The sequence below is a fragment of the Streptomyces sp. NPDC052036 genome (assembly GCF_040680495.1).
Lineage (GTDB): Bacteria > Actinomycetota > Actinomycetes > Streptomycetales > Streptomycetaceae > Streptomyces.
The window spans coordinates 152,826-167,128 of record NZ_JBFAWW010000010.1 but is presented as its reverse complement, the minus strand read 5'-3'; the positions used below and the strand labels follow the sequence as shown (position 1 = coordinate 167,128).

The window sequence follows — 14,303 nt, the reverse complement described above, 5'->3', positions numbered from 1 at the left end:
GCCGTCAGCTCACGGAGTCGAGCAGCCGGGCGGTGTGCATCCGCCCGGCGTACTCGACGAGGCGGATCAGCACCTCCTTCCCGGAGTCCCGGTCCCGCGCGTCGCAGAGCACCACGGGCGTGCCCCGGTCAAGGTCGAGGGCGCGTGACACGTCTTCAGCGCCGTAGGCGCGGGCTCCCGCAAAGCAGTTGACGGCGACCACGAACGGGATGTGCCGGTGCTCGAAGTAGTCGACCGCGGGGAAGCAGTCCTCGAGCCGCCGGGTGTCCGCGAGGACGACGGCACCGAGGGCGCCCTGGGCGAGTTCGTCCCACAGAAACCAGAAGCGGTCCTGGCCCGGTGTGCCGAAGAGATAAAGCGAGAGCCCGGACCGGATGGTGATGCGTCCGAAGTCCATGGCGACCGTGGTCGTGACCTTCTGGTCCACGCCGTCGGTGTCGTCCACGGACTGGCCGGCTTCGCTCAACAACTCCTCGGTGCGCAACGGCCGGATCTCACTGACCGCGCCCACCAGGGTCGTCTTGCCCACGCCGAATCCGCCGGCGACCAGGATCTTCAACGCCAAGGCGGCCGTCTCGGCCCCGGGGGCGTCGGGGAACTCGGAGACCATCGATCACTTCTCTCGGGTGTGCCGACATCGGTCGACTTCAGTACATCTGTGCGGGTTCAGTATCATGACAACTACGTTCGGACTTCGTGGTGCTAAGCGGTCATTTGACCGATCTGATCGGTTCTCGTTCGTTCGACGTCCGAACGAGTGCGCAACTCGGCGTCTACGCGGACCGTGTGAGGACGACTCATCGTCTACAGCGCCCTCAGTCCCGCGATGACCTCGCGCAGTACGCGTTCATCGGGCAGTTGGGCCGGCGGCACGGGACGGTTGACCCTGACGCGGCCCATCTCCAGAAGGTCCCCGACGAGCACTCTGATGACACCCACGGGCAGATCCGCCTCGGCCGCGAGTTCGGCGACGGACTGTGTCTCGATGCGGCACAGGTCGAGCAGGGCGCGGTGCTCGGGGCCCAGTGAGGTGTCGTCGGCGCCATCAGGGGCGCCAGTCTCCAGCGAGACGAGGGCGATAAGGTCGAAGGCCACGCCGGTGGGCCCCGGCCTGGTCCGGCCGCCCGTCACCGCGTATGGACGGACGAGTGGCCCCGCCTCGTGGTCGTACCACTGGCTGCCCGGCCGATGCCGTATGTCTGTGCTGTCCTCGGTCATCCCCGACCGCCTTCTGTTCTCATCCGGCGGCCGTCGGATGCTCGGCCGTCCGGGGCGCTGTGCGGAGGTGCTCGCCGACCCGTTTGACCAGCCGGGCCATCTCGTAGGCCACCAGGCCGATGTCCGCCGTGACGACGGTGAGAACGGCGAGACAGGAGCCGTCGCCCGCGGCCGCCACGAACAGGAAGCCCTCGTCCATCTCCACCATCGTCTGGCGCACTCCGCCGACACCGAAGTGGCGTCCCACGCCCTTGGCCAGGCTGTGGAATCCGGACGCGACAGCAGCCAGATGCTCGGCGTCCTCGCGGCTGAGGTCGGTCGAGGCGCCGACCGCCAGGCCGTCGTTCGAGAGCACCACGGCGTGCCGTACCTCGGTCACACGCAGCACCAAGTCGTCCAGCAACCAGTCGAGTTCCCCCGACCGCTGGGTGGCCCTGGTACTCGAGTCATGAATCATGCGGGGTCTCCTTCGCTGCTGTCACCCAGGGGGCCTGCCGTGCGGCCGGGGGGACGGCCGCCGCCGCGTACCCATCCGTCGCGGTAGGCCGTCAGGCGGTCCCTTACCAGTTCGGGGGCGCGTTCGTCATCGCGCCGTACGCGGGGAGCGCCCGTGCTCTGCTCCGGGGCGCGCTGTTCGCGCAGTTGAGGGGCGAGGCTTGCCTGCCGCACACGGCGCGGAAGATCCTCGGAGACAGCGGAGTCGTCCGCGGCCCGGCGCAACCGCAGGGAAGCGACTGCGGGCGGGGGGCCGGCCGGCGCCTGGGGCGTCGCCCGGGCCAGCGCGGGCCGTTCCGCGGTCTGCTCGACGGCCTCCTTGGGGGTCGCGCTCGCGGGCACGCGCGCGTACCGGCGTTCCTCGTGTTGTTCGGCGTCGGAGGGACGAGGGGAGTGTTCCGTCGCACCACCGTGCAGCAGGGCGGTCGGCAGGAGGACGACGGCGGTCGTGCCGCCGTAGGGCGAGGTACGCAGATGCACCTTGATGCCGTGGCGGGAGGCGAGCCTGCTGACGACGAAGAGGCCCAGCCGGTCGCTGTCGAACAGATCGAGGGCCTCGGACTGCTCGATGCGCCGGTTGGCCTCGGCGAGTGTCTCCTCCCCCATGCCGAGTCCCCGGTCCTCGACCTCGATGGCGAATCCGTTGCCGACGTGCTCTCCGCTGACACGCACGCGCGTGTGGGGCGGCGAGAACTGGGCGGCGTTCTCGATGATCTCGGCGAGGAGGTGGGTGACGTCGGCGACCGCGGCGCCGACCACCGAGGCCTCGGAACGTTGTCGTACCTCCACGCGCGCGTAGTCCTCGACCTCGGAGACGGCCGCACGGACGACATCGGTCAGGGGGACGGGCATCCTCCAGGCCCGGCCCGGTGCGGCTCCGGACAGGATGATGAGGCTCTCGGCATGACGACGCATTCGCGTGGTCAGGTGGTCGAGCCGGAAGAGGTCGCTCAACTCGCTCGGGTCCTCGGAGCGGCGCTCCATGCTGTCGAGAAGGTTGAGCTGACGGTGCACCAGGACCTGGCTGCGACGAGCGAGGTTGACGAAGACCCCGGAGATGCCGCCGGCGAGTTCCGCGCGTTCGGCGGCGGCGTGCAGGGCAGCACGGTGCGCCGTGCCCAGGGCCTCGGCGACCTGTCCGATCTCGTCCTCGGCGGGCGGACCGGGCGGCGCCTCTACGTCCACGTCGATCTCCTCGCCCGCGCGCAGCTTCCGCATGGCCTGCGGGAGTTTGTGCCGGGCGATCTCCAGGGCGCTGTTGCGCAGGCTGACCAGTTCGACGACGAGTCCCCGTCCGATGCGCACGGAGATGACGAGCGACGCGGACACGGCGACGAGCCCCAGGAGGACGGCGGCGCCGGCCGGGGTGAGCAGTCCGCGGATGAACGGGTCGGCCCGGCGCGCCATGCCTCGCCCCGCGTCCGCCTCGATGGTCCGCATGCCGTCCTGCACGCGCGCGTAGGCCGGGTTCCAAACGCCTTCGGGAGCGGCCTGGACGGCCGCCCTGCCCGGCCGGGCGGCGAGGATCTTGTCCTCGGCAGCGCCGACCTCGGCGTATGCGGCGTCCTGCGCAAGCCGGTGCCAGGCGGCGCGTTCGCCACCGCGCAAGTCGGCGACGGCGGAGGCGGTCAGGGTGCGGCGCGTGTCGGCGGCGCCGGTGAACAGTCGCAGCCGTTGGCCGTCCAGAGTGCCCGCCAGACGGGCGCTGGAGAGCATCGCGCCCTCCTGGGCGAGCGACTCCGCGGCGCGGGAGAATTCGAGCAGTACGCGCGCGTCGGAGCCGAGTCCGGCGTCCTGGACACCGGTGAGCGCGCCGCCCACCGAGAAGGCCGTGCTGATGGTGCCCGTGTACTGGCCGTATGTCTCGTCCCAGCCGACCCGGTGGGCGAGAACATCGCCGCGCAGGGAGCCCAGGTGTTCCGCTTCGGTGACGAAGGCTTCGAGGCGAGCAGGCACCCCGGAGGGAAGGTCGGTGCCGTCGGCGACGGTGTTGTGGTCGCCGAGCCGCAACTTGGCCACGGCACGGTCGGTCCGCACCGCACAGGCCTTGAGATCACTCTGCTGTTCGGCCGCGGGGTCGGTCGCGTAGCGCACCGCTGCCGCGCGTTCGCTCTGGAGGGCGGCGACCGCGTCCGCGAGCGGGGCGCGCACCGTGGCGTCCACCTGTTGCAGCCGGCGCAGCCCGGCGACGTCCTGAGCGGTGCTCACGGTGGCGTACGCCCAGAGGGCGAGCAGCGAGATCACGGGCACCATCAGCAGGCAGACGACCTTGGCCCGGACGGTACGGGGGCGTACACGCCACCGCTGCGGACGTCTGGGCGGGGCGGACGGCGCGGGGCGGCCGGTCTCGCCGGTGTCGACGCGCTCGTCGGCCGGCGGACCGGCGTGCGCGCGCCGGCCCCGGACCGGTGGCTGGGCCGCCGCTCCGGCGGCGGCCGTCGGGGTCCTACGGGGTGTACGCATGGCCTCCTCGCTCGGGATGAGGGCTGAACGTGCCGTTGCGGGCCACAGGTCAGCGGACGGCGTTCTCGGCCGGTCGCTGGGCGGAGGCGGAGGCCTCGCGCTCGCCCGCGGTCGGCGACAGGGCGACGAACGCCGAGGTCAGGAAGAGGTAGGCGCCGAGGCCGACGGCCAAGGGGAAGATGAACTGCATGGCCGAGGCCCCGGGCAGGGCCTCGCCGGACGGCGCGATGCGAACGCTCACCGCGAACATCCCTGTGTAGTGCATGGAGCTGACCGCCGCCCCCATGACGAGCGAGGCGACGGTGACCGCGACGGGCGACTTGACGTTGAGGCCCGCCCACAGGGCCACGGTCGCGGCGACCACCGCGATCACGACGGAGGCCGCGACGAGCACGGGGTCGTAACGCACCGTCCCGTGCAGCCGCAGCGCCGCCATGCCCAGGTAGTGCATGCTCGCCACACCGAGGCCGGTGGTGAGGCCGCCCAGCAGCAGCGCCCGGCCCCGGTCCTTGCTGTAGCCGACGGCGAAGACGCCCGCGCCGACGACGACCACGGCGACGAGCAGGCTCAGTATGGTCAGTGGCACGTCATAGCGGATCTTTGTGCCGCTGACGCCGAAGCCGAGCATGGCCACGAAGTGCATGGTCCAGATGCCGGTGCCGATCGCCGAGGCAGCGGTCAGAAGCCAGTTGCGACGCGCTGTGCCGGTGGCGCCGAGCGCCCGGACAGTGCAGCGCAGCCCGAGGGCGGCGCCTATGCACGCCATCACGTAAGACAGTACGGGGGTCAGCCAGCCGAATGTGGCATGGTCCAGGTGTCCCATGGCCCGGGGACGTTAGCCCTGACGAGGGAGCGCATAGGGGGCGCATTTCGAAAAGTGTTGCAATCTGGCCCAAGCGGCTCCAGAAACGATCGCCTCTCGTCCGTACATGCGCACAGAGGCATCCCCGATGGAGGTGAGGAGTCATGCGGAACATGAGCAACGACCACACATACGTCCAGGAGTTCTTCACTTCGCGCGCGGCCGACTGGGACGCGCGGTTCCCCGACGACGGCCCGGCCTACGCCGCAGCGGTCGAGGCTCTCGGACTGCACGAGGGCGACCGCGTGCTCGACGCCGGTTGCGGCACGGGGCGGGCTCTGCCGCCGCTGCGCGCGGCCGTGGGACCGTCGGGAGTGGTCCTGGCGGCCGATCTCACCCCGGCGATGCTGGAGGCCGCCGTACGGGCCGGGCGGGACCGCGACGGACGACTGCTGCTGGCCGACGTGGCCGCGCTGCCGTTGCGCACGGAATCCCTCGACGCGGTCTTCGCGGCGGGTCTGATCGCCCATCTCCCCGCGCCTGCCCGGAACCTGAGGGAATTGGCCCGCGCGGTGCGGCCCGGCGGCCTGCTGGCGCTCTTCCATCCGATCGGCCGGGCGGCCCTCGCGGCCCGCCAGGGCCGGCAGATCACCGCCGACGACCTGCGCGCCGAGCCCAACCTCCGTCCCCTGCTGGCGGGTTCCGGCTGGCGCATGACGTCGTACGTCGACGAGGGCGCCCGCTTCCTCGCCCTGGCCGTCCGCGACGGCTGAGCCTCAGCGGGTGGTCTCCGCGACCTCTGCGACCAGAGCGTCTGGGTGGTCGAACATGATGTTGTGTCCGGCACCGGGGATGGTCACCACCCGGACGCCCGCAGCCTCCAGGGCCTCCCTGCCGTGGAGTTCGCCGCTCAGCTCCCCCTGGAGGTAGACCCGGTCCGCTGTCAGCGCCTCCAGCAGCCGCCGCATGGTGGGGTTCGTACCGCGCACGAGGTGCGTGGCCGTGCGGTGGAGGGCGCGCGGGTCGGCGAGGCGCATGGTTGCCGCCCAGGTGGGGCTGATGTCGCGGAGCACACGCGCGTGGCCGCCGTTGTCAACGTACTCGTCCTCCGTGTACCGAGAGATGCCGCTGCTTCCCGCGCCGATCGGCGGGTTCGGATCGAGGTTGGCCTCCAGAAGCACCAGCCGTGAGACGAGATCGGGCCGGCGGTGGGCGAGCACGATGGCGACGGAACCGCCCATGCTGTGCGCGACGAGTTCTGCCTGGGTGACCTTCGCCTCGTCCAGTGCGGCGGCCAGCGCGTCGGCATGGCCCTCCAGGGTGTACGCGAAGTCCGCGGGACGGTCGCTGATCCCATGTCCCGGAAGGTCGACGAAGAGGGTCCGGCGTCCGGCGAGTTCGGGCCGTGCCGCTATGTGCGCGTTGTACACCGTCGAGGCCGCCCCCAGCCCGTGCACATACACGCGTGCGGGCAGCGTTCCGGGTGTCTCGGTCCAGCGGATCAGGCTCCCGTTGCCGTCGAACTCGGCCTGCTGCATCGGTCTCTCCTCTGCGTTTCTGTAGGTCACCACCTGCCCGACAGGATACATCGGTTACGAGGTATTGCACCGCAGATGTATTACGGCATGGATGCATTACGCACTGGATGTATTGCGGGGACGCGGCAGAATACGGGCATGCTGGAACTCGCCATCCTCGGCTTTCTCTACGAGGCCCCGCTGCACGGCTATGAGCTGCGCAAACGCATCACCGCGCTGACGGGCCACGTGCGTCCCGTCGCCGAGAGCACGCTCTACCCCGCGATCAAGCGGCTGGAGAAGTCCGGACTGCTGGCCCGGACGACGGAGCCGGGCTCCGTGGCCGCTCCGCGTCACGTCCTGACGCTCACCGACGAGGGCAGACAGGCGCTGCGCCACCGGCTCACGGAACCCGCGCAGCGCGACATCAGCGACGAGAACCGCTGGTTCACCGTGCTCGCCTTCCTCAGGCACCTGGAGGACCCGGCGGCCCAAGCCACCGTCCTACGCCGTCGGCTCGCCTTCCTGGAGGAGCCCTCGAGCTTCTTCTACGAGGACGACCGGCCGTTGCGCGCGGAGGAACTGAACGACCCCTTCAGACGCGGCATCCTCACGATCGCGCGGGCCACGAGCCGGGCCGAGCTGACCTGGCTGCGCACGACACTCGACTCACTCGAGGGGAGCGGTGCGACTGGTTGACAGGGCGTCGAGGGGGCGGAACGCGGCGCGGTTCGAGTCGCTCGAACTCTTCACCGTCTGGTCCCTCTTGTGCCGCCGAAGTTTGGACCAGGACCGCATCGACGAGGCCGTGCCGTGGGTTTCGCCGGAGGCTCTGTCGTTCGGCGTGAACGAGTTGGCGTGCCGGGCCGTCATCGCCCTGGCTCGGGACCGCGACGAGTCGCCGTCGGTGGTCGCTCGCACGCTGCTCGGTCCGCCCGCGCACTGAGACCCGCGCCCGCTCGGCCGTTTCGCCCCGATCCCGCCGGAGAACTGCGCTTTCTCGTGTGATTCGCACTCGTGACAACCGGCTCGCGTGGGCATTAGGGTGCGCCGACGGACGAACCACAGGGAGGGTGGCATGGCCGGGACGGACGAGGACGCCGTCGCCGCCGAGGACGACGCGCTGTATGTGCTGACGGCGGCTCTGCTGACGCCCGCGCAGTTCCCGAGCGTGCTGGGCGACGACTATGCGGATGCCTGTGCGGCGCTCGACCTGCCGCCCATGGCCGACGGGTACGGCCTCGTGCTCGGTCAGGACGGCGACGGTGCGCGCTGGACCGTTGTCATCGACGACGTGTCTTTGGTGGCCGTGGCCATCGCGTCCTGGGACTGCGGCATGGAGTACGAGCTGTCGCCGGACGAGCGGACGGTCGTCGCTGCGCTGCCGGGCTGGCCGCTGGCGGTAGCCGTCGCGGCGCCGGGTCTGCCCGCGCCGCACGACCCCGCCCCCGAACACACCGACCGCGAGCCGCTCTCCCCGCCGGACACCAGTACCTGGGGCCCGGCGCAACGGCGCCTGGGAGCCGACGAGATCGCACTCCAGTGGGCGATGTGGCGCGAGCAGCTCGACGACACATTCTTCGCATCCGCAGACGGCGGGACAGCGGCCGGGGAGGCGGCGGAGAAGGCTGGGGAGGGAACGGAGAACGCCGGGGAGAGCGGCGATGAGAAGTCCCCGGTCGGCGTCCGCCGTGTCCTCGCGGAGGCTCACGCCTACGTCGACGCTCCCCCGCCGCTGGGGCGTATCCGCTCCTCGTTCGCTCCGGGCGACGCGCGCACCTTGCGTGCCGACGGACCCGGCTGGTCCATGGTGGCCAGAACCGACGACATCGCGTTCGTGCTGCTCGACGAAAAGCCCGGCGAGGTTCTCCCCGTGGGCCGTGGCCCGAAGCTGCCCGGACTGCTCGAGGCACTGGACAAACTGGCGGTCCGCCCGGCCTGAGGCGGCAGCCCGGGCGAAGTGGGTGGACCGGTCATATGGCCCACCCCCATAGCCGGTGGGCTTCTGTGGTCGCAGCGTGGGCAGCCATCCCACTCCCGTCGCGCCCCGCAGGCCCTCCATGCGCCTGTCCCGAAGCATCGCGCTCCTCGCCGCCGCTCTGCCGGCCTCTACCCTCCCCGGCCCCGCGGCGGCGACCGGCGGCGGCCACTACGCACGGCAGGAACCGGTGCGGGTGCCGGGTGCGGCGCTCCAGCGGAGTGCCTGTCTGGATGACCTGACGGCATCCGGGCCGGCGGGCACTCTGTGTACGGACATGGCTGACCAGGCCGGGGCTACCCCTCGTACGACGCCGCCCGTCCGGGTTCGTCCGCCGGGTGCACTGCAGACCCGATCCTTTCCCTTGCGCCTCGGACGCGGCCTACGACTGTGTGAAGCGGCCCTCGTCCGTGCACCGCGCGGCGGCCCGGGCCGTCCTCACCGCGGGGCTGGAGCGGGGCGAGCGACCGCCCGCGGACCGTACCGTCGGCAGGCCCGCGGGTGGCGACGTGGTCGACTCCTGCGCTCTGGCGGGGCAGGCGGCGGACCGCTAGCGGCCGAGTTCCTTGCGTGTCGCACGCCGCAGCCTGCGCCGCTGGGAGGGGTCCAGCGTGAGGTACGCGGCCGTGGGGACTCCCAGGATGATCAGGAGGGCGGCCCACCAGGGGAGCCATATCAACAGGATGAGCCCGACCAGCGCTCCCCCCGCGGCGATCTTCGCGTTCTTCGACATGTGTCGCCTCCTTCGCGGCCAGTGCCGCTCTCTGCTATGAGAACGGATGCGTCCCGCGCACGGTTCCGACCGTGCCCCTGAGACGACCCTGAGCCGCCCCTCACTCATCCCTGAGAGGCATGCTCCGCCACCGCCGCTCGACCCGCCCATGAGCCGGGCGTTTCCCCGGGCGGGCGTCGGCCCGATCCAAGGCCGTCGTCCCGCGTTCACCGAGCCGTCGCTCGGCGTTCGATGCCGGGGCCAACTCTAGCCGCTGTCAACGAACTTGCGCCCAGGAGGTCCCGATGTCCCCGCATGCAGCCGGTCGACGCCGTGTGCACCGCTCTGTCGCCGCGAGCGTACCGCTCGCGGTCCTGGCCGCCCTCGCGGTCTCCGGCACTGCGAGTGCCCACAACGATCAGCCGGAAGTGACGCGCACCGCCACGCTGGGGGACATCCCGCTGGGTGCGTTCAGCAACGCGTTGCTGAACGGCACGGTGGACGACGACCACGGCATCGATGTCGGCGGCATCGGGAGCGACATCTACCCGGCGGGCCGCAAGGGTGAGTTCTGGCCGTGACGGACCGGGGGCCCAACGGCCAGATCAAGGTGGACGGCAAGAAGCGCCGGACCTTCCCGGTGCCCGGGTTCGACCCGGCGATCGTGAAGATCCGTGTCTGCGGTGACACCGTGACGGTGCTCGACGCGATCCCGGTCACCACCTCCTCCGGCAAGCCCGTCACCGGGTTGTCCAACCAGCAGGGCCGGGACGAGGCGCCGTACTCCTACGACGCTCAAAAGACGCTCGCGTACAACCCGAACGGCCTCGACACTGAGGGCATCGTGCGCTCCGAGGACGGCAGCTTCTGGCTCGTCGACGAGTACGGGCCGTCGTTGATCCACGTCTCCGCACGCGGGAAGGTCCTCACGAGGTACGTGCCCAAGGGGCTGAACCTGTCCGGCACCGACTACCCGGTCGTCGAGGCCCTGCCGTCCGTCCTGCTGCACCGGACGATCAACCGCGGCTTCGAGGGACTCGCCCAACTCCCCGGCGGTGACCTGGTGATGGCCCTGCAGAGCCCGCTGTCCCTCCCCGACGGGGACGCGGGGGCCGCCTCGCGCACCACCCGTCTGCTGCGCTTCTCCCCGAAGAAGCGGGCCGTGACCGCGGAGTACGCGTACCGGTTCGACCCGGTGGACGTGGTGGACCCGGGCGAGGACGACACGTCCGAGCTGAAGATCTCGTCCGTGGTAGCCGTCGGGGGCGACCGGCTGCTCGTAGAGGAGCGCACCGACAGGGCGGCTCGACTCCAGTTGGTCCGGCTCACGCGGAGTGCGGACATCCTGGGCGGACGCTACGACGACGACACCACCTCTCCCTCCCTGGAGCACCTCGACGACCCGGCCGCCTCCGATGTTCCGGTGCTGGACAAGCGACTGGTCGTCGATCTCGGCAAGGTCAAGGGAGTGCCCGGGAAGATCGAGGGCATCGCCCGCGTGGATCACCACACACTCGCGCTCATCAATGACAACGACTTCGGGATGACGGACGGTTCGGGCGCGTTCGACGCGCAGGGCCGGCTCGTCGACAGCGGCATCGAGACGACGGTGGTGTACGTGCGGCTGCCCGAGGACTTCTGAGCCGCGCCACCGTCCGCCACGCGCGTGTGCTCCCCGCCTCGGGTGCACGCGCGCGTGGCGCACACACGCGTGCCCCACGCCGCCGCCCGACCGGCACGCGGTTGCTCACGGCGTCGCGGCGGGGTTCGCGAAGAGCGACTCGATGTCGCTCGGGAGCCCACTCGGCAGGACACTCGGAAAGCCGCTGGGCAGCTTGGTGGGGAAGCCCGAGGGAAGCTTCGTCGGCAGGCTCGAGGGCAGCCGTGAGGGCAGTGCGGTGGGCAGGCCGGAGGGGATGCCCAGCGACGGGGCGGCCGGGCTGCTCGTATTCCCGCTGCTCTCGGGGGACGGCTTCTGCTCCGTGGATCCGCCGCCGTTGTTCACCACCAGAACAACGGCGACGATCCCCAGCGCCACGATCACGGCGAGCACGAGGAGGACGGCGGGGCGGCGCGGACCGGGCGCTCCGGGCGGCGGACCGAACCCGCCGGCATCCCAAGGCGGTGTGTCTCCCGGCGGCCGGGGTGGCATGGGTGGCATGGCCATACCGTCAAGAGTCGCCTTGAGACCGCCACCGCGCCACCCTCGCACGGCAGTTGATACGGACTCATGTCATGGATGGTCTGATTCCGCGGTATTCCATGTGGATCCCGACACACGCCGACGTGGCGCGGTGATCAACCTCGGGCGCCGAGCAGATGGTCCATGGCCAGCTGGTCCAGGCGCTCGAAGGCCATTCCGCGCGCGGCGGCCGACTCCGCGTCGAACTCCTCGAAGGCGCTGCGGTCCTCCAGCAGCGCCTTCAGCCCGTCCGCTGCGGTCGGTTGCGCCAGCTGGTCCAGCCGGGAGGCGCGCAGGGCCTCCCGGACCTCGGGGTCGGCACGGAAGGCGGCCGAACGCTCCTTCAGGATGAGGTAGTTGCGCATGCATCCCGCCGCCGACGCCCACACGCCGTCGAGGTCCTCGGTCCGCGGCGGCTTGAAGTCGAAGTGGCGAGGCCCGCGGTAACCGGCGCTCTCCAGGAGGTCGACCAACCAGAAGGCGGCCCGAAGGTCGCCCGCTCCGAAGCGCAGGTCCTGGTCGTACTTGATGCCGGACTGGCCGTTGAGGTCGATGTGGAAGAGCTTGCCCGCCCACAGGGCCTGCGCGATGCCGTGCGGGAAGTTGAGCCCGGCCATCTGCTCATGCCCCACCTCGGGGTTGACGCCGTACAGCTCGGGGCGCTCCAGGCGCTCGATGAAGGCGAGAGCATGACCGACCGTGGGCAGCAGGATGTCGCCGCGCGGCTCGTTCGGCTTGGGCTCGATGGCGAAGCGCAGGTCGTACCCCTGGGAGGTGACGTACTCCCCGAGGAGATCGAAGGCCTCCTTCATGCGGTCGAGTGCGACGCGCACGTCCTTGGCCGCCCCGGACTCGGCACCTTCCCGGCCGCCCCAGGCGACATACGTCCTGGCTCCGAGTTCCGCCGCCAGGTCGATGTTGCGGATGGTCTTGCGCAACGCGTAACGACGGACGTCACGGTCGTTGGCAGTGAAGGCGCCGTCCTTGAAGACGGGGTGGGTGAAGAGGTTGGTGGTGGCCATCGGCACGGTCATCCCGCTCGTGTCGAGCGCCTCGCGGAAGCGCTTGATGTGCGCCTCGCGCTCGCTGTCCGAGGACCCGAAGGGGATCAGGTCGTCGTCATGGAAGGTCACACCGTAGGCGCCGAGCTCCGCAAGGCGCTGTACCGACTCGACCGGGTCCAGGGCGCGCCGGGTGGCGTCGCCGAACGGGTCCCTTCCCTGCCAGCCGACGGTCCACAGGCCGAAGGTGAACCTGTCCTCGGGGGTGGGCTGGTAGCTCATGCCGTCGCTCCTTGCTCCTGAGACTATTTCGTCATGGCGCTTAACAAATTAGTATGCGGAGGCATCCCTGGGAAGAGACGATGCGTCCTCGTACGGGGACTGCGTACGGTGACGAGGGGCGCCCCGGGCCGCGCCGGTCCCGGCACGCCCCGCCAACAGGCCAGATCCCGCGAGCCGCGGAAGAGGGAGAGCCCGATGTCAGCAGCCGAGGGTCCGCTCGTCGTCGGGGTGGACTCATCCACCCAGTCCACCAAGGTCCTGGTCGTCGACGCGTCGACCGGACGGGTGGTGGCCGCCGGCCAGGCACCCCACACCGTCTCGTCGGGAGCGGGCCGCGAGAGCAACCCCCGCCAGTGGTGGGACGCCCTGTGCGAGGCCCTGCACCAGTGCGGCGAGGCGGCCCACGAGGCCGCCGCGGTGTCCATCGGCGGCCAGCAGCACGGTCTGGTCACCCTGGACGCGCACGGCGACCCGGTGCGTCCGGCCCTGCTGTGGAACGACGTGCGCTCCGCGCCGCAGGCCCGCCGGCTGGTCGAGGAACTGGGCGGCCCCAAGGTCTGGGCGGAGCGCACGGGAAGCGTGCCCGGCCCGTCCTTCACGGTCACGAAGTGGGCCTGGCTGGCCGAGCACGAGCCCGAGGCGGTTCGCGCGACGAGGGCCGTGCGGCTGCCCCACGACTATCTGACCGAGCGCCTCACGGGGCAGGGCACGACGGACCGTGGTGACGCGTCCGGCACCGGCTGGTGGGCCTCCGCGACCGAGTCGTACGACGAGGAGATCCTCGCCCTCGCGGGCCTGGACCCGGCCCTGCTGCCGCGCGTGGTCCGGCCCGGCGAGGTGGCGGGCACCGTGCGCGACGCCCATGACCTGCCCTTCTCCAAGGGCACCCTGGTCGCTCCGGGCACCGGTGACAACGCCGCGGCCGCGCTGGGCCTCGGGCTGCGGCCCGGGACTGCGGTGCTGAGCCTCGGCACCTCCGGCACGGTGTACGCCATCTCGAAGCGGCGGCCCGCGGACCCGACCGGCACCGTCGCGGGCTTCGCGGACGCGCACGGCGACTGGCTGCCATTGGCCTGCACCCTGAACTGCACGCTCGCCGTCGACCGGATCGCCACCCTGCTGGGCCTGGACCGTGAGGCGGTCGAACCGGGTGCGGAGGTGACACTGCTCCCCTACCTCGACGGTGAGCGCACCCCGGACCTCCCGCACGGCTCGGGCCTGCTCCACGGCCTGCGCCACGACACGACCGCGGGGCAGCTGCTGCAGGCTGCGTACGACGGCGCGGTGCACTCACTGCTCGGCGCCCTCGACCTGGTGCTCGACGAAGACGCGGACCGCACGGCCCCGCTGCTGCTGATCGGCGGCGGCGCGCGCGGAACGGCCTGGCAGCAGACCGTACGACGGCTGTCCGGGCGTCCCGTGCAGGTGCCCGAGGCCAGGGAACTCGTCGCCCTGGGCGCCGCCGCCCAGGCCGCCGGACTGCTGACCGGTGAGGACCCGGCCTCCGTCGCCCGGCGCTGGAACACCGCCCGCGGCCCGGTACTGGAAGCCGTGGAGCGGGACGGGGCGACCCTGGCCAGGATCGCCGGGGTACTCTCCGACGCGGCACCGCTGCTGAAGCGGGAGCCGGACCAGCACTGACGGGATCCGAGG

Annotated in this window: 15 protein-coding genes and 1 pseudogene; 7 read left to right on the top strand and 9 right to left on the bottom strand. The window is 71.2% G+C overall.

From position 1 onward, the window contains the following. Window positions 1-4: 4 nt before the first annotated feature. From AB0L95_RS16930 to AB0L95_RS16910, 5 genes are all read right to left on the bottom strand, one after another. Entirely contained in the window at window positions 5-610 is a 606-nt protein-coding gene (locus tag AB0L95_RS16930) for an ATP/GTP-binding protein (RefSeq protein ID WP_365162438.1), read from the bottom strand. A gap of 194 nt (window positions 611-804) precedes the next feature. Then, the gene (locus AB0L95_RS16925; RefSeq protein WP_365162437.1) at window positions 805-1,218 is read right to left on the bottom strand and encodes a DUF742 domain-containing protein; all 414 of its coding nucleotides are present in this window, start codon (window positions 1,216-1,218) and stop codon (window positions 805-807) included. Window positions 1,219-1,237: 19 nt separating this feature from the next. After that, window positions 1,238-1,675 carry a roadblock/LC7 domain-containing protein gene (locus AB0L95_RS16920; protein ID WP_365162436.1) on the bottom strand — a complete coding sequence of 146 codons (438 nt, stop codon included), beginning with the start codon at window positions 1,673-1,675 and terminating at the stop codon, window positions 1,238-1,240. Continuing rightward, complete coding sequence (locus AB0L95_RS16915) at window positions 1,672-4,176, bottom strand: ATP-binding protein (protein ID WP_365162435.1); 2,505 nt, start codon at window positions 4,174-4,176, stop codon at window positions 1,672-1,674. Before AB0L95_RS16915 ends, AB0L95_RS16920 begins: the two co-directional genes overlap by 4 nt. A gap of 49 nt (window positions 4,177-4,225) precedes the next feature. After that, window positions 4,226-4,999 carry an MHYT domain-containing protein gene (locus tag AB0L95_RS16910; RefSeq protein WP_365162434.1) on the bottom strand — a complete coding sequence of 258 codons (774 nt, stop codon included), beginning with the start codon at window positions 4,997-4,999 and terminating at the stop codon, window positions 4,226-4,228. A gap of 152 nt (window positions 5,000-5,151) precedes the next feature. Between AB0L95_RS16910 and AB0L95_RS16905 the strand changes: the two genes are divergently transcribed. Next, window positions 5,152-5,751, top strand: a complete 600-nt coding sequence (locus AB0L95_RS16905) for a class I SAM-dependent methyltransferase (RefSeq protein WP_365162433.1) — start codon at window positions 5,152-5,154, stop codon at window positions 5,749-5,751. 3 nt (window positions 5,752-5,754) lie between these two features. On the opposite strand, the gene AB0L95_RS16900 is transcribed toward AB0L95_RS16905, so the two are convergent. Continuing rightward, window positions 5,755-6,516, bottom strand: a complete 762-nt coding sequence (locus tag AB0L95_RS16900; RefSeq protein WP_365162432.1) for an alpha/beta hydrolase — start codon at window positions 6,514-6,516, stop codon at window positions 5,755-5,757. 138 nt (window positions 6,517-6,654) lie between these two features. Between AB0L95_RS16900 and AB0L95_RS16895 the strand changes: the two genes are divergently transcribed. From AB0L95_RS16895 to AB0L95_RS16880, 4 genes are all read left to right on the top strand, one after another. Then, a complete protein-coding gene (locus tag AB0L95_RS16895; RefSeq protein WP_365162431.1) occupies window positions 6,655-7,194 on the top strand; it encodes a PadR family transcriptional regulator in 540 nt (179 codons plus the stop codon). Beyond that, a complete protein-coding gene (locus AB0L95_RS16890) occupies window positions 7,181-7,441 on the top strand; it encodes a hypothetical protein (RefSeq protein WP_365162430.1) in 261 nt (86 codons plus the stop codon). Before AB0L95_RS16895 ends, AB0L95_RS16890 begins: the two co-directional genes overlap by 14 nt. Window positions 7,442-7,573: 132 nt before the next feature. Next, entirely contained in the window at window positions 7,574-8,437 is an 864-nt protein-coding gene (locus AB0L95_RS16885) for a hypothetical protein (RefSeq protein ID WP_365162429.1), read from the top strand. 428 nt (window positions 8,438-8,865) lie between these two features. Continuing rightward, window positions 8,866-9,027 carry a hypothetical protein gene (locus AB0L95_RS16880; RefSeq protein WP_365162428.1) on the top strand — a complete coding sequence of 54 codons (162 nt, stop codon included), beginning with the start codon at window positions 8,866-8,868 and terminating at the stop codon, window positions 9,025-9,027. On the opposite strand, the gene AB0L95_RS16875 is transcribed toward AB0L95_RS16880, so the two are convergent. Further along, window positions 9,024-9,206, bottom strand: coding sequence for a hypothetical protein (locus tag AB0L95_RS16875; RefSeq protein WP_365162427.1), 183 nt, complete (start codon window positions 9,204-9,206; stop codon window positions 9,024-9,026). The genes AB0L95_RS16880 and AB0L95_RS16875 overlap by 4 nt on opposite strands. A 284-nt stretch (window positions 9,207-9,490) precedes the next feature. Here AB0L95_RS16875 and AB0L95_RS16870 point away from each other — a divergent pair. Continuing rightward, window positions 9,491-10,827 (top strand): annotated as a pseudogene (locus AB0L95_RS16870) (esterase-like activity of phytase family protein). A gap of 105 nt (window positions 10,828-10,932) precedes the next feature. Here the strand turns inward: AB0L95_RS16870 and AB0L95_RS16865 are convergent. Together AB0L95_RS16865 and xylA are read right to left on the bottom strand one after the other, a co-directional pair. Then, a complete protein-coding gene (locus tag AB0L95_RS16865) occupies window positions 10,933-11,346 on the bottom strand; it encodes a hypothetical protein (protein WP_365162426.1) in 414 nt (137 codons plus the stop codon). 137 nt (window positions 11,347-11,483) lie between these two features. After that, window positions 11,484-12,650, bottom strand: coding sequence for a xylose isomerase (gene xylA, locus AB0L95_RS16860; RefSeq protein WP_365162425.1), 1,167 nt, complete (start codon window positions 12,648-12,650; stop codon window positions 11,484-11,486). A gap of 195 nt (window positions 12,651-12,845) precedes the next feature. Here xylA and xylB point away from each other — a divergent pair, with 195 nt between their 5' ends. Continuing rightward, window positions 12,846-14,291, top strand: a complete 1,446-nt coding sequence (gene xylB / locus AB0L95_RS16855) for a xylulokinase (protein ID WP_365162424.1) — start codon at window positions 12,846-12,848, stop codon at window positions 14,289-14,291. The last annotated feature ends 12 nt before the right edge of the window (window positions 14,292-14,303 follow it).

Excerpts from the sequence above, each read along its gene's own strand:
- AB0L95_RS16925 (WP_365162437.1), bottom strand. The coding sequence starts at position 1,218 with ATGACCGAGGACAGCACAGACATACGGCATCGGCCGGGCAGCCAGTGG.
- AB0L95_RS16910 (WP_365162434.1), bottom strand. The coding sequence starts at position 4,999 with ATGGGACACCTGGACCATGCCACATTCGGCTGGCTGACCCCCGTACTG.
- xylB (WP_365162424.1), top strand. The coding sequence starts at position 12,846 with ATGTCAGCAGCCGAGGGTCCGCTCGTCGTCGGGGTGGACTCATCCACC.
- AB0L95_RS16900 (WP_365162432.1), bottom strand. The coding sequence starts at position 6,516 with ATGCAGCAGGCCGAGTTCGACGGCAACGGGAGCCTGATCCGCTGGACC.
- AB0L95_RS16905 (WP_365162433.1), top strand. The coding sequence starts at position 5,152 with ATGAGCAACGACCACACATACGTCCAGGAGTTCTTCACTTCGCGCGCG.
- AB0L95_RS16865 (WP_365162426.1), bottom strand. The coding sequence starts at position 11,346 with ATGCCACCCATGCCACCCCGGCCGCCGGGAGACACACCGCCTTGGGAT.
- AB0L95_RS16895 (WP_365162431.1), top strand. The coding sequence starts at position 6,655 with ATGCTGGAACTCGCCATCCTCGGCTTTCTCTACGAGGCCCCGCTGCAC.
- AB0L95_RS16920 (WP_365162436.1), bottom strand. The coding sequence starts at position 1,675 with ATGATTCATGACTCGAGTACCAGGGCCACCCAGCGGTCGGGGGAACTC.
- AB0L95_RS16885 (WP_365162429.1), top strand. The coding sequence starts at position 7,574 with ATGGCCGGGACGGACGAGGACGCCGTCGCCGCCGAGGACGACGCGCTG.
- xylA (WP_365162425.1), bottom strand. The coding sequence starts at position 12,650 with ATGAGCTACCAGCCCACCCCCGAGGACAGGTTCACCTTCGGCCTGTGG.
- AB0L95_RS16915 (WP_365162435.1), bottom strand. The coding sequence starts at position 4,176 with ATGCGTACACCCCGTAGGACCCCGACGGCCGCCGCCGGAGCGGCGGCC.
- AB0L95_RS16930 (WP_365162438.1), bottom strand. The coding sequence starts at position 610 with ATGGTCTCCGAGTTCCCCGACGCCCCCGGGGCCGAGACGGCCGCCTTG.
- AB0L95_RS16875 (WP_365162427.1), bottom strand. The coding sequence starts at position 9,206 with ATGTCGAAGAACGCGAAGATCGCCGCGGGGGGAGCGCTGGTCGGGCTC.